The sequence below is a fragment of the Pseudomonas sp. St386 genome, from assembly GCF_018325865.1.
Lineage (GTDB): Bacteria > Pseudomonadota > Gammaproteobacteria > Pseudomonadales > Pseudomonadaceae > Aquipseudomonas > Aquipseudomonas brassicacearum.
Window position 1 is genome coordinate 663,668 of sequence record NZ_AP021900.1, and the last position, 13,936, is coordinate 677,603.

The 13,936-nt window shown below is 62.9% G+C and carries 13 protein-coding genes; 11 read left to right on the forward strand and 2 right to left on the reverse strand.

All coding sequences use genetic code 11. The features are described 5' to 3' along the window. Positions 1-106 precede the first annotated feature (106 nt). Positions 107-1,138 carry a small ribosomal subunit biogenesis GTPase RsgA gene (gene rsgA / locus KI235_RS02850; protein WP_003197201.1) on the reverse strand — a complete coding sequence of 344 codons (1,032 nt, stop codon included), beginning with the start codon at positions 1,136-1,138 and terminating at the stop codon, positions 107-109. A 109-nt stretch (positions 1,139-1,247) separates the two neighbouring features. Here rsgA and orn point away from each other — a divergent pair, with 109 nt between their 5' ends. Beyond that, positions 1,248-1,790 carry an oligoribonuclease gene (gene orn / locus KI235_RS02855; RefSeq protein WP_003197208.1) on the forward strand — a complete coding sequence of 181 codons (543 nt, stop codon included), beginning with the start codon at positions 1,248-1,250 and terminating at the stop codon, positions 1,788-1,790. Positions 1,791-2,013: 223 nt separating this feature from the next. Next, the gene (locus tag KI235_RS02860) at positions 2,014-2,628 is read left to right on the forward strand and encodes a trimeric intracellular cation channel family protein (RefSeq protein ID WP_172681391.1); all 615 of its coding nucleotides are present in this window, start codon (positions 2,014-2,016) and stop codon (positions 2,626-2,628) included. Here KI235_RS02860 and queG read toward each other — a convergent pair. Next, positions 2,610-3,689, reverse strand: coding sequence for a tRNA epoxyqueuosine(34) reductase QueG (gene queG, locus KI235_RS02865; RefSeq protein WP_003197215.1), 1,080 nt, complete (start codon positions 3,687-3,689; stop codon positions 2,610-2,612). The genes KI235_RS02860 and queG overlap by 19 nt on opposite strands. A gap of 63 nt (positions 3,690-3,752) precedes the next feature. On the opposite strand from queG, the gene KI235_RS02870 reads away from it, so the two are divergent. The 9 genes from KI235_RS02870 (at position 3,753) to hflC (ending at position 13,815) form a co-directional block, all read left to right on the forward strand. Further along, positions 3,753-5,252: a bifunctional ADP-dependent NAD(P)H-hydrate dehydratase/NAD(P)H-hydrate epimerase gene (locus KI235_RS02870; protein ID WP_043041917.1), complete on the forward strand. Its 1,500-nt coding sequence runs from the start codon at positions 3,753-3,755 to the stop codon at positions 5,250-5,252. Further along, the gene (tsaE, locus tag KI235_RS02875; RefSeq protein ID WP_003197219.1) at positions 5,240-5,707 is read left to right on the forward strand and encodes a tRNA (adenosine(37)-N6)-threonylcarbamoyltransferase complex ATPase subunit type 1 TsaE; all 468 of its coding nucleotides are present in this window, start codon (positions 5,240-5,242) and stop codon (positions 5,705-5,707) included. The genes KI235_RS02870 and tsaE overlap by 13 nt, the downstream gene beginning before the upstream one ends. Positions 5,708-5,710: 3 nt before the next feature. Then, positions 5,711-7,141 (forward strand): N-acetylmuramoyl-L-alanine amidase, encoded by a 1,431-nt coding sequence (locus tag KI235_RS02880; protein ID WP_013692130.1) that lies wholly within the window; start codon positions 5,711-5,713, stop codon positions 7,139-7,141. Continuing rightward, the gene (gene mutL / locus KI235_RS02885; protein ID WP_003197223.1) at positions 7,138-9,051 is read left to right on the forward strand and encodes a DNA mismatch repair endonuclease MutL; all 1,914 of its coding nucleotides are present in this window, start codon (positions 7,138-7,140) and stop codon (positions 9,049-9,051) included. The genes KI235_RS02880 and mutL overlap by 4 nt, the downstream gene beginning before the upstream one ends. Next, a complete protein-coding gene (gene miaA, locus KI235_RS02890) occupies positions 9,051-10,022 on the forward strand; it encodes a tRNA (adenosine(37)-N6)-dimethylallyltransferase MiaA (RefSeq protein ID WP_212795482.1) in 972 nt (323 codons plus the stop codon). The genes mutL and miaA overlap by 1 nt, the downstream gene beginning before the upstream one ends. Before the next feature lie 91 nt (positions 10,023-10,113). Next, on the forward strand, positions 10,114-10,374 hold the full coding sequence (hfq, locus tag KI235_RS02895; protein ID WP_003186419.1) for an RNA chaperone Hfq: 261 nt from the start codon (positions 10,114-10,116) through the stop codon (positions 10,372-10,374). Between the two features lie 12 nt (positions 10,375-10,386). Further along, positions 10,387-11,688: a ribosome rescue GTPase HflX gene (gene hflX, locus KI235_RS02900; RefSeq protein WP_003197227.1), complete on the forward strand. Its 1,302-nt coding sequence runs from the start codon at positions 10,387-10,389 to the stop codon at positions 11,686-11,688. An 85-nt stretch (positions 11,689-11,773) separates the two neighbouring features. After that, on the forward strand, positions 11,774-12,946 hold the full coding sequence (hflK, locus tag KI235_RS02905) for an FtsH protease activity modulator HflK (protein ID WP_003197228.1): 1,173 nt from the start codon (positions 11,774-11,776) through the stop codon (positions 12,944-12,946). Beyond that, the gene (gene hflC, locus KI235_RS02910) at positions 12,946-13,815 is read left to right on the forward strand and encodes a protease modulator HflC (protein WP_003197230.1); all 870 of its coding nucleotides are present in this window, start codon (positions 12,946-12,948) and stop codon (positions 13,813-13,815) included. The genes hflK and hflC overlap by 1 nt, the downstream gene beginning before the upstream one ends. The last annotated feature ends 121 nt before the right edge of the window (positions 13,816-13,936 follow it).

The window sequence follows — 13,936 nt, forward strand, 5'->3', positions numbered from 1 at the left end:
AGCCCCTCTTTTCATCTGATACTCGAGATGGAATACAAAGGGGGGCGCTTCGCGCCCCAGCGGGGATAAATCCCCTCGCCACAATTGTGTCCGGCTCACATCCGGGTCAGTAACTGCTTTCCGGCAAGCTGGCGATGATCGAGCGGTAGCTGTTCATCCGCTGCTGATGCACGCGACCTTCTTCCAGCGCCTTGAGCAGGGCACACCCGGGCTCGCGGTCGTGCTTGCAGTCGCGGAAGCGGCAGGTGCCGATCAGCTCATTGAACTCGATGAACCCGGCTTCCACATCGGCCCGGCTGACGTGGCCCAGGCCGAACTCGCGGATGCCCGGTGAGTCGATCAATTCACCGCCGCCGGGGAAGTGGAACAGCCGCGCGGTGGTGGTGGTGTGGGTGCCCTGGCCGGACAGTTCGGACAACGGCCCGACGCGCGTCTCGACGTCCGGCAGCAGGCTGTTGACCAGCGATGACTTGCCGACGCCGGACTGGCCGACGAACACACTGATGTGCCCGTCCAGTTGCTGTTGCAATTGCTCCATGCCGTTGCCGTGGTGGGCCGAGACTTCCAGTACCGGGTAACCCAGATCCCGATAGACCGACAGCAGGGCGTTCAGCGCCGGGGCGTTGTGCTCGTCGATCAGGTCGAATTTGTTGAGCAGCAGCAGCGGACGGATGCCGGCGTGTTCGGCGGCCACCAGATAACGGTCGATCAGGTTGGCGTGGGGTTCGGGCAGCGGGGCGAACACGATGACGATCATGTCGACGTTGGCGGCCACGGGCTTGAGCTGGCCCCGGCTGTCCGGACGGCACAGTTCGGTGTGGCGCGGCAATTGCGCGACGATCACGCCGATGCCCTGGTTGCCGGCACGCCAGACGACCTGATCGCCCGTCACCAGCGCCGGCAGGTTGGCGCGCAAGTGGCAGCGGAACACTTGGCCGGCCAGCTCGCCTTCCCGAGCTTCGACCTCGACCTGCACGCCGAAGTGGGCGATCACCAGGCCAGTCTGTTCAGGGCCCAGGTCGCCACCCTCCAGGGCTTCGACAGCACTGGATTCGCGTTTGGCGGCGCGGGCGGCGCGCTCGCCCTGGATCTTTTCGATGCGCCAGTTTTGACGACGATTGAGTTGGCGTTTGGCCATGGGTGTTCCGTATGAAGAAATGCAGCGAATAGGGTAAAACGGTCGCGAGTTTAGCACGCCCAAGGGGCGGCCTAGGCTAAACTGCGTGGCTACGCCGAGGAGCTTCCCTATGCAAAACCCGCAGAACCTGATCTGGATCGACCTGGAAATGACCGGTCTGAACCCGGACACCGACGTCATCATCGAAATGGCCACCATCGTCACCGACAGCGACCTCAACACCTTGGCCGAAGGCCCGGTCATTGCGATCCATCACAGCGACGAGATCCTGGCCGGCATGGACGAGTGGAACACTCGCCAGCACGGCGGCTCGGGCCTGACCCAGCGGGTGCGCGAGAGCAAGATCAGCATGGCCGAGGCCGAAGCCCAGACCATCGCCTTCCTGGAGCAGTGGGTGCCCAAGGGCAAGTCGCCGATCTGCGGCAACAGCATCTGCCAGGATCGTCGCTTCCTGTACACCCACATGAAATCCCTGGAAAGCTACTTCCACTACCGCAACCTGGACGTCTCCACCCTCAAGGAACTGGCCGCCCGCTGGGCGCCGCAAGTACGCGACAGTTTCCAGAAGGGCGGCAGCCACCTGGCCCTGGACGACATCCGCGAGTCCATTGCCGAGTTGCAGCATTACCGTAAGCACTTCATCAAGTTCTGATTGAAGCGCACGGCGCTCTTGTGGCGCGGGGATTTGTGGGAGCAAAGCTTGCTCGCGAAACAGGCGACTGGGTCCCTGGAAGACCGCATAGCCTTCATCGCGGGCAAGCTTTGCTCCCACGGATATCCTGACCACAGATTCCTTGTTTGGCTTGGTCGATGGCTGCCCTCTTTTGGTGCCTGCCCGAAATGGCTAGACTGCGCGCCTTCTCGTAAGGACCGCCATCATGTTGCTGATGCTTTATCTGATCGCCATCACCGCTGAAGCCATGACTGGCGCCTTGTCTGCCGGGCGTCGGGGTATGGACTGGTTCGGCGTGGTGCTGATCGCCTGTGTCACGGCGCTGGGTGGCGGTTCGGTGCGTGACGTGCTGCTCGGGCATTACCCGCTCACGTGGGTCAAGCACCCCGAATACCTGGTGCTGACCACTGCCGCAGCGATGTTGACGGTGTTCCTGGCGCGCTGGATGCGCCATCTGCGTTCATTGTTCCTGGTGCTCGACGCCGCGGGGCTGGTGGCGTTCACCCTGATCGGCTGCATGACGGCCCTGGAAATGGGCCATGGCATGCTGGTGGCGTCGGTCAGCGGAGTGATCACTGGGGTGTTCGGCGGCATTCTGCGGGACATCTTCTGCAACGATATTCCGTTGATCTTCCGTCGGGAGCTCTACGCCAGCGTTTCGTTTGCCGCTGCGTGGTGTTATCTGCTGTGCGTCTTCCTGCAACTGCCAAGCGAACAGGCGATCCTCATCACTTTGTTCGGCGGTTTCCTGCTGCGGCTCCTGGCGATCCGTTTTCACTGGGAAATGCCGAAGTTCGTCTACAACGACGAGGCTTGACGCTCGGCATGTTGCCGCAACGCCCACTCCACGTGCTCGCGCACCAGCTCCGACGGGTAGTCGCGCCGCGCCTCCAGCGCTTGCAGCACGGGAATCGTTGACGGCGCATTACCCAGGCCCACTGCCAGGTTGCGCAGCCAGCGCTCGTAACCGGCGCGGCGCAGCGGCGAGCCTTCGGTGCTGCTCAGGAACGTCGTTTCGTCCCACATGAACAGCTCGGCCAGCCCGGCATTGTCCAGGTTGTGCCGTGGCTTGAAGTCGCTTTCCCCGGACGGCCGGGCGAAGCGGTTCCATGGGCAGACGATCTGGCAGTCATCGCAGCCGAACACCCGGTTGCCGATCAACGGCCGCAGTTCTTCGGGGATGGCGCTTTTCAGCTCGATGGTCAGGTAGGAAATGCAGCGGCGGGCATCGAGTACGTAGGGCCCGACGAAGGCATTCGTAGGACAGATGTCCAGGCACGCGGTGCATTTTCCGCAATGTTCGCTGGCATGGGGTGGATCCACCGGTAGCGGCAGGTCGACAAACAGCTCGCTCAGGAAGAAATAGCTGCCGGCCTTGCGGTTCAACACCAGGGTATTTTTACCGATCCAGCCCAGGCCGGCCTGTTCGGCGATGGCTTTTTCCAGGACCGGCGCGCTGTCGACGAAGGCGCGATAACCAAAGGGACCGATCACCGCCTGAATTTTTTCTGCCAGTTGCTGTACACGTTTACGGATCAATTTGTGGTAATCGCGGCCCAATGCATAACGCGAGACGTAGGCTTTCTCCGGTTGGCCGAGCATCTGCGCCATGTGCGTGTCGCCCGACAGGTAGTCCATGCGCAGGGAAACCACCCGTAGCGTACCCGGCACCAGTTCCTCGGGATGCGAGCGTTTGCTGCCATGGGCGCCCATGTAGTCCATTTCGCCGTGGTAGCCGGCATCGAGCCAGCGTTGCAGGTGTTGCTCATGCTCGGCAAGGTCCAGGCCGCTGATGCCGACCTGCTGGAAGCCCAGCTCGCGGCCCCACTCCTTGATGGATTGGGCGAGGGCGGGGAGGTCTGTGGGAATGGCAGGCATGAGGCGAGAGAAACCAGAGCTGAGATGCGTATAATTCTGCCAGACATCGGAGCCCGAAGACGCATGCCGCACACTAAAGATGATTTTCCCGACGCGCTGTACAGCGCCGCGCAGGTCCGGGCCCTCGACGCACAACTGATCGCGGCCGGCACCACCGGTTTCGAATTGATGCAGCGCGCCGCCCGCGCCACCTGGCGAGCGATCGTCCGGCGCTGGCCTGACGCCCAGGAGCTGACGGTGCTGGCCGGGCATGGCAACAACGCTGGCGATGGCTACCTGGTCGCGACCCTGGCCCGGCGCGCCGGCTGGTCGGTGCGGGTGCTGACGGTGGGCGAACCCCGGCGCTTGCAGGGTGACGCCGCCAATGCCCACGCCGAGGCGGTGGCGCTGGGCGTGCCGATGGAACCGTGGTCGGATGAGGCTGAATTGCGCGGTGTGTTGCTGGATGCGCTGCTCGGTACGGGCTTGAGTGGTGATGTGCGCGAGCCTTATGTGCGGGCTATCGATACGATCAATGTCAGCGGTCTGCCGGTCGCAGCGGTGGATATCCCCTCGGGGTTGTGCGCCGATACCGGTCGGGTACTGGGCACGGCGGTGGTGGCCGACCTCACCGTGACCTTTATTGGCTTGAAGCTTGGTCTGTTTACCGGCGAAGCGGCGGACCGGGTCGGTGAACTGGTGTTCAACGACCTGCACGCCGATCCAGATATTGTTGACACGGCACCGGCCAGTGCCCGATTGCTCTCACCCCATAATCTGCCACGTCTGACGCCTCGTGCCGCCACGTCCCACAAAGGCAAGTTCGGTCACGTGCTGTTGATCGGTGGCGACCGGGGCTTTGGCGGCGCGATCCAGATGAGCGCCGAAAGCGCCCTGCGCTGCGGTGCGGGGATGGTTTCGATGGCGACCCGCTGCGAGCATGTATCCGCCGCGCTGACGCGTTTGCCGGAAGTGATGGTGCAAGGCACCCATTCGGCGAACCAATTGATGGGCTTGCTCCAGCAGGCCAGCGTGCTGGTGGTCGGGCCGGGCCTGGGCCAAGCCGCGTGGGGGCGCAGCCTGTTGTCGGCGGCGGCCAATGCGCCGCTGCCGCAAGTATGGGATGCCGATGCGCTGAACGTGTTGAGCAGCGGCGAGGTTCGCTTGCCTGAACAGTGTGTCATCACCCCGCACCCGGGCGAGGCGGCGCGATTGTTGGAGTTATCCACAGCCCAGGTGCAGGCCGACCGTCCGGCGGCGGCCCATGCATTGAGCCAGAAATACACCGCCACGGTGATCCTCAAGGGCGCCGGCAGCCTGATTGCCAGCCCGGACGGTCGCCTGGCGGTTTGCAGCCAGGGCCATCCGGCCATGGCCACGGCAGGCCTGGGGGATGTGCTGGCTGGCGTGGTCGGCGCCTTGCTGGCCCAGGGCATGGAGGGGTTCGAGGCCGCGTGCCTGGCGGTCTGGCTGCATGCCAACGCAGGTGCCCAGGCCGGTCGCTCGGGGCGGGGTGTGGCGGCCACCGATCTGATTCCGGCCATTCGTCAGTTGTTGGAGGAGCATTCACCGTGTCTGAAGTAACCCTGTACGTGGCGGACGAACAAGCCATGACACAATTTGGCGCCCGCATCGCGCAGATCACCGCCGGCCACGGCCTGATTTTTCTCGAAGGCGACCTCGGCGCGGGAAAAACCACCCTGTCCCGTGGCATCATTCGCGGCCTCGGGCACGTCGGCTCCGTCAAGAGCCCTACGTTCACCCTGGTCGAGCCCTACGAGATCGGCGACATTCGCGCCTTCCATTTCGACCTGTATCGACTGGTGGATCCTGAAGAGCTGGAATTCCTCGGTATCCGCGATTATTTCGAAGATGACGCCTTGTGCCTGATCGAATGGCCCCAGAAGGGTGCAGGCTTTTTGCCAAAGCCCGACCTGACCATTACCATTGGCGCGCAGAACGGCGGGCGTTCGCTGAAACTGACGCCGCAAGGCTCGCGTGGCGAGTCGTGGTGTGCCGCTTTGGCATTGGAAAACTAATTGATGATGGGGTTTGGTATGCGCTTTCGCGCGGTGGTTGCTGTCGTAGGACTGTTGCTTACGGCACTGGCCGTCGATGCTGTGGCCGAGACAAAGGTCAACAGCGTTCGCCTCTGGCGGGCGCCGGACAACACACGGCTGGTGTTCGACCTGACGGGCCCGGTGCAGCACAGCGTATTCACCCTGACCGCCCCGGATCGCCTGGTGATCGACATCAACGGTGCGTCCCTGGGCGCGCCATTGAACGTGGCGACCGCCAACACGCCGATTACCGCGATGCGCTCGGCCCAGCGTACGCCGACCGACCTGCGGGTGGTCATCGACCTGAAAAAAGCCGTGACCCCGAAAAGCTTCACCCTGGCCCCCAATGCCCAATACGGCAACCGGCTGGTGGTGGACCTGTTCGACAACCCGGCCGATGCGGCGCCACCTCCGCCGCCGCCGACCAATGTCGCCACGGTACCGGCAGTGCCGGTGACCCCGACCGAACCTGCGCTCAAGCTGCCACCGGCGCCGGCCGGCAAGCGCGACATCATCGTGGTGATCGACGCCGGTCACGGCGGCGAAGACCCGGGCGCCTCGGGCTCGCGCGGGCAGCGGGAAAAAGACGTGGTGCTGTCCATCGCCCGCGAATTGCAGCGCCAGGTCAACGGCATGAAAGGCTTCCGCGCCGAACTGACCCGTACTGGCGACTACTTCATCCCCTTGCGCGGACGTACCGAAATCGCTCGCAAGAAAGGCGCCGATCTGTTCGTCTCCATTCACGCCGACGCCGCACCTTCGGCGGCGGCGTTCGGGGCCTCGGTGTTTGCCCTGTCCGACCGCGGTGCCACGTCCGAGACCGCCCGTTGGCTGGCCGACAGCGAAAACCGTTCCGACCTGATCGGCGGTGCCGGCAACGTCAGTCTCGACGACAAGGACCGGATGCTCGCCGGTGTATTGCTCGATTTGTCGATGACAGCCTCGTTGACCTCCAGCCTGAACGTCGGCCAGAAAGTCCTGAGCAACATCGGTCGCGTCACGCCGCTGCACAAGCAGCGCGTCGAGCAGGCCGGGTTCATGGTGCTCAAGTCGCCGGATATCCCGTCGATCCTGGTGGAAACCGGCTTCATCTCCAACGCCAACGAAGCGTCCAAGCTGTCGTCTTCCAACCACCAGCAGGCGCTGGCCCGTTCCATCAGCAGCGGCGTGCGGCAGTTCTTCCAGCAGAACCCACCGCCAGGCACTTACATTGCCTGGCTGCGCGACTCCGGCAAGATCGCCCAGGGCCCGCGGGACCATAGGGTCAGCCCCGGCGAAACCCTGGCGATGATCGCCGTGCGTTACCAGGTGTCGCCCGCGACCTTGCGCAGCGCCAACAACCTCAAGAGCGACGAGCTCAAGATCGGCCAGACCCTGACCATTCCCGGCAATGACGTGGCGGTCCAGCAATGAGTGATGAAGTGATCGGCAGCAACGCTCGCATCGAACTGCTCAGCCCCCGGCTGGCGAACCAGATCGCCGCCGGTGAAGTGGTCGAGCGCCCGGCGTCGGTCATCAAGGAACTGCTGGAAAACAGCCTCGACTCCGGAGCCAAGCGCATCGACGTGGATGTCGAGCAGGGCGGCGTCAAGCTGCTGCGGGTCCGCGATGACGGTGGCGGTATTTCTTCCGACGACCTGCCGCTGGCCCTGGCGCGTCACGCCACCAGCAAGATCCGCGACCTGGAAGACCTCGAGCGGGTCATGAGCCTGGGGTTTCGGGGCGAGGCGCTGGCATCCATCAGTTCGGTGTCGCGCCTGACCCTCACCTCCCGCACCCGCGACGCCGAGCAGGCCTGGCAGGTCGAGACCGAGGGCCGGGACATGGCCTCCCGCGTGCAGCCTGCGGCTCATCCGGTCGGCACCTCGGTGGAAGTGCGCGACCTGTTCTTCAACACCCCGGCCCGACGCAAATTCCTCAAGGCCGAGAAGACTGAATTCGATCATCTGCAAGAAGTCATCAAGCGCCTGGCCCTGGCGCGTTTTGACGTAGCGTTCCATTTGCGCCACAACGGCAAGACCATCCTCAGCCTGCACGAGGCCCACGATGATGCGGCCCGCGCCCGCCGTGTCGGCGCGGTGTGCGGCGCAGGTTTCCTGGAGCAGGCATTGCCCATCGAGGTGGAGCGCAATGGCCTGCACCTGTGGGGTTGGGTCGGCTTGCCGACCTTCTCGCGCAGCCAGGCGGACTTGCAGTATTTCTACGTGAACGGTCGGGCGGTACGCGACAAGCTGGTGGCCCACGCGGTGCGCCAGGCGTATCGCGATGTGCTGTTCAATGGCCGGCATCCGACCTTCGTGCTGTTTTTCGAAGTCGATCCGGCCGTGGTCGACGTCAACGTGCACCCGACCAAGCATGAGGTGCGTTTCCGTGACGGGCGCATGGTCCACGATTTTCTCTACGGCACCTTGCACCGCGCCTTGGGCGATGTGCGCCCGGAAGATCAACTGGCGGCGCCGGCGGCGGTGGGCGGCATGGTCCGGCCAACGGGGTTGGAAGCTGGCGAGTTCGGGCCTCAAGGCGAAATGCGCCTGGCGGCCAATGCACTGCTGGAGCAGCCGCAGCCTCAGCCGAGCTACAACACGGCCGGGAGCGGTGCCGGCAGCGGCTATCAGTATCAATACACGCCGCGCCCGCAATCCAACGTACCGGCAGCCGAGGCCCAGGCGGCCTATCGCGAGTTCTTCAAACCCTTGCCGGAAGCCGGAGCTGCGGCGATGCCCGACGGCCAGGGCGATATCCCGCCGCTGGGCTATGCCCTGGCGCAACTCAAAGGCATTTATATCCTCTCGGAAAATGCCCAGGGCCTGGTCCTGGTGGACATGCACGCCGCCCATGAGCGGATCATGTACGAGCGGCTGAAAATCGCCATGGCCAGCGAAGGCTTGAGTGGCCAGCCGCTATTGGTGCCCGAGTCCCTGGCGGTCAGCCAGCGCGAAGCCGATTGCGCCGAAGAACATGTGGCCTGGTTCCAGCGCCTGGGCTTCGAATTGCAGCGCCTGGGCCCGGAAACCCTGGCGATCCGTCAGATCCCGGCCTTGTTGAAGCAGGCCGAGGCCAATCGCCTGGTCAGCGACGTGCTGGCGGACTTGATGGAATACGGCACCAGCGACCGGATCCAGGCGCACCTGAACGAACTGCTCGGCACCATGGCCTGCCACGGCGCGATCCGCGCCAACCGGCGCCTGGCCCTGCCGGAAATGAACGGCCTGCTACGGGACATGGAAAACACCGAGCGCAGTGGTCAATGCAACCATGGCCGGCCGACCTGGACCCAACTGGGCCTGGACGACCTGGACAAACTGTTCCTGCGCGGTCGTTGATGAGCCAGTTGCCACCCGCGATTTTCCTGATGGGACCGACCGCCGCCGGCAAGACCGACCTGGCCATCGAATTGACCAAGGTCCTGCCCTGCGAGTTGATCAGTGTCGATTCGGCCCTGGTCTACCGGGGCATGGACATCGGCACCGCCAAGCCGTCGAAAGAACTGCTGGCCGAATTTCCCCATCGCTTGATCGACATCCTCGACCCGGCCGAGGCTTATTCGGCGGCCGATTTCCGCCGTGACGCACTCCAGGTCATGGCCGAGATCACCGCGCGGGGCAGGATTCCGCTGCTGGTGGGTGGCACGATGCTGTATTACAAGGCCTTGGTCGACGGGTTGGCGGACATGCCGGCAGCCGATCCCGAGGTGCGTGCGCAGATTGAAGAAGAGGCCGCGCGCCTTGGCTGGCAAGCCCTGCACGAGCAATTGGCGATCATCGACCCGGAATCGGCGGCGCGTATCCACCCCAATGACCCACAGCGGCTCAGTCGGGCCCTGGAGGTTTATCGGGTCAGCGGCCAGAGCATGACGGCCCTGCGCCAGCGACAATCTGCGCAAAGTACTGAAGCAGCCGCTTCGGGACTGCAACAATTGCCCTATACTGTCGCGAATCTGGCCATCGCTCCGGCGAACCGGCAAGTGCTGCATCGGCGAATTGAACAAAGATTCACATTAATGTTGGAACAGGGGTTCATAGACGAGGTCGTAGCCCTGCGTGAGCGAAGTGACCTGCATGCCGGGTTGCCGTCTATACGTGCGGTAGGTTATCGACAAGTCTGGGATTACCTGGACGGCAAGCTGACGTCAGCCGAGATGCAGGAGCGTGGGATCATTGCCACGCGCCAATTGGCGAAACGCCAGTTCACCTGGCTGCGCAGCTGGACTGACTTGCATTGGCTCGACAGTCTCGATTGCGACAATCTGCCACGCGCCTTGAAATACCTTGGGACCATCTCCATATTGAGCTGAGTCCTTGCAATTGCCGTCTATCCTTGGGGGTGTGACGGCCCAAGCCATCTGATTCCGATTTTTATTATTGATCCTTAAAGGAGTGCGGCACATGTCAAAAGGGCATTCGCTACAAGACCCTTACTTGAACACTTTACGTAAAGAGAAAGTTGGGGTGTCCATCTATCTGGTCAACGGGATCAAACTGCAAGGCACGATCGAGTCTTTCGACCAGTTCGTCATCCTTCTGAAAAACACCGTCAGCCAAATGGTCTACAAACACGCGATCTCGACAGTCGTGCCAGTTCGTCCAATTCGTCTGCCTAGCGCAACCGAATCCGAAGGCGGTGACGCTGAACCGGGTAACGCCTGATAGGAGCCTCCTTTGTTCTTTGAGCGCCACGGTGGTGGTGAACGGGCCATTCTCGTTCACTTGGATGGACAGGACCCTGAGGCGCGCGAAGATCCGCAGGAGTTTCAGGAATTGGCACTTTCGGCCGGCGCCGAGACCGTCGCGTTTTTCAACGTGCCGCGTCATCGGCCAACCGCCAAGTTCCTGATCGGCAGTGGCAAGGTCGAGGAGTTGCGCGACCTGGTCAAGGCCGAACAGGTCGATCTGGTGATTTTCAATCACATCCTCACGCCCAGTCAGGAACGTAACCTCGAACGTGTCTTCGAGTGTCGCGTGATCGACCGTACGGGGCTGATTCTCGATATTTTCGCCCAACGCGCCCGCACCCATGAAGGCAAGCTCCAGGTCGAACTGGCCCAGCTTGAGCACATGAGTACGCGGCTGGTTCGCGGCTGGACTCACCTTGAGCGGCAGAAGGGCGGTATCGGCCTGCGCGGCCCGGGTGAAACCCAGCTGGAAACCGACCGACGCCTGTTGCGGGTGCGCCTGCGCCAGATCAAGGGGCGGCTGGAAAAGGTCCGTAGCCAGCGCGAGCAGTCGCGACGCGGCCGCAAGCGCGCGGATATCCCGACGGTTTCACTGGTGGGTTATACCAACGCCGGCAAATCGACCCTGTTCAATAATGTCACCCAATCCGACGTCTACGCCGCCGACCAATTGTTCGCCACGCTCGACCCGACCCTGCGCCGGCTCGACCTGGACGACCTGGGGCCGATCGTGCTGGCCGACACCGTGGGCTTCATCCGTCACCTGCCGCACAAGCTGGTCGAGGCTTTCCGGGCTACGCTCGAAGAGTCGAGCAACTCCGACCTGCTGCTGCACGTGATCGATGCCGCCGAACCGGACCGGATGCTGCAGATCGAGCAGGTGATGGTGGTGCTGGGCGAGATCGGGGCTCAGGACTTGCCGATCCTCGAGGTATACAACAAACTCGATTTGCTCGAAGGCGTGGAGCCGCAGATCCAGCGCGATGCCGACGGCAAGCCGCAACGGGTCTGGCTGTCGGCCCGCGATGGCACCGGCCTGGACCTGCTCAAGCAGGCGGTGGCCGAGCTGTTGGGCAACGATCTGTTTGTTGGCACCCTGAAGTTGCCGCAACGTTTCGCCCGGCTGCGAGCTCAGTTCTTTGAGCTGGGGGCCGTGCAAAAAGAAGAACACGACGACGAAGGCGTCTGCCTGCTGGCTGTTCGCCTGCCTCGGGCGGAGCTCAATCGGCTGGTCAGCCGCGAAGGGCTGCAACCGATGGAATTCATCGAGCAACACACTTTGCAATAAAAGCCTGAGAAAGCTGTGTCAGGCATTCTGTAGCATTGGTCGGCGCGCCGTGGGTGCGTCTTTGCTTTATCAGATGGAGAGCGCTATGGCTTGGAATGAGCCGGGTGGCAACTCGAATAATCAGGATCCTTGGGGTGGCAAGCGTCGTAACAACGGCGACCGCAAGGGGCCGCCGGATCTCGACGAGGCCTTCCGAAAGCTGCAGGAAAGCCTGAACGGTTTGTTCGGTGGTGGTAAAAAACGCGGTGACGAGGGTGGCGGTCGTCCGGGCAAGGGCGGCGGTTTCGGCCTGCTCGGCATCGGTCTGGTCGTGCTGGCGGCTGTCTGGCTGTACAGCGCGGTCTATGTCGTGGACGAGCAGGAGCAGGCCGTGGTGCTGCGTTTCGGCAAGTACTACGAGACGGTTGGGCCTGGCCTGAATATCTATTTCCCGCCGATCGACCAGAAGTACCTGGAAAACGTCACGCGTGAGCGGGCGTACACCAAGCAGGGCCAGATGCTGACCGAAGACGAGAACATCGTCGAAGTGCCGCTGACCGTGCAATACAAGATCACCAACCTGCAGGACTTCGTGCTGAACGTCGACCAGCCGGAAACCAGCCTGCAGCACGCGACCGAAAGTGCTTTGCGCCATGTGGTGGGTTCCACCGCCATGGACCAGGTGCTGACCGAAGGTCGTGAACTGATGGCCAGCGAAATCAAGGAGCGCCTGCAGCGGTTCCTCGATACCTATCGCACCGGTATCACCGTTACCCAGGTCAACGTCCAGAGCGCGGCAGCCCCGCGTGAGGTCCAGGAAGCCTTCGACGACGTGATCCGTGCCCGTGAAGACGAGCAGCGTTCGCGCAACCAGGCCGAAACCTATGCCAACGGCGTCGTGCCGGAAGCCCGTGGTCAGGCCCAGCGCATCATCGAGGATGCCAACGGTTACCGTGACGAAGTGGTCTCCCGTGCCAAGGGTGAGGCTGATCGCTTCACCAAGCTGGTGGCCGAATATCGCAAGGCTCCAGAAGTCACCCGCGAGCGTCTGTACCTGGACACCATGCAGGAAGTCTTCAGCAACACCAGCAAGGTCCTCGTGACCGGCAACAAGAACGGCCAGAGCAATCTGCTGTACCTGCCGCTGGACAAGATGGTCGAGAGCGGGCGCAACACCAGCGCGCCGGCGACCAGTTCGGCGGCCGCCAGCAATGAAGCCAACGCTCGTGCGGCGGCGGACCTGCAGCAACAGCAAGCACGTACCAGGGAGAGTCGCTGATGAGCAATAAATCGCTGATCGCCCTTATTGTCGGTGTCGTCGTGGCGATCGCTGCCTGGAACTGCTTCTACATCGTGGCTCAGACCGAGCGTGCGGTGTTGCTGCAATTCGGTCGCGTGGTCCAGGCTGATGTCCAGCCGGGGCTGCATGTGAAGGTGCCGTACGTCAACAAGGTGCGCAAGTTCGACGGCCGCCTGATGACGCTGGATGCGCCGACGCAACGCTTCCTGACGCTGGAAAAGAAAGCCGTGATGGTGGATGCCTATGCCAAGTGGCGCGTGAAGGATGCCGAGCGCTTCTACACCGCGACCTCGGGCCTGAAGCAGATCGCCGACGAGCGCCTGTCCCGTCGTCTGGAGTCGGGCCTGCGTGACCAGTTCGGTAAGCGCACGCTGCATGAAGTGGTGTCCGGTGAGCGTGATGCGCTCATGGCCGACATCACCCGTTCGCTGAACACGATGGCGGAAAAAGAGCTGGGTATCGAAGTGGTCGATGTCCGGGTCAAGGCCATCGACCTGCCGAAGGAAGTGAACCGCAGCGTGTTCGAGCGGATGAGCACCGAGCGTGAGCGTGAAGCCCGCGAGCACCGCGCCAAGGGTAACGAGCTGGCCGAAGGCATCCGCGCCGACGCCGATCGTCAGCGCCGTGTGCTGCTGGCCGAAGCCTATCGTGAATCGGAAGAGGTCCGTGGTGATGGTGATGCCCAGGCCGCTGCGATCTACTCCAAGGCTTATGGCCAGGATCAGGAGTTCTACGGGTTCTATCGTAGCCTGCGTGCCTACCGCGAAAGCTTTGCGAACAAATCCGACGTCATGGTCCTGGACCCAAGCAGTGACTTCTTCCGCTACCTGGAAAAGGCCAAGCCTTGATGCGACGTTGACCTGAGGCACTCCGCCCGGCGGCTAAAGCGTCGGGCGGGGTGATCCTTTGGGAAAACGTGTGTATGATGCGGCAGCCGGGAAATTCCCGGCTTTTTTGCGTCTGCACGTT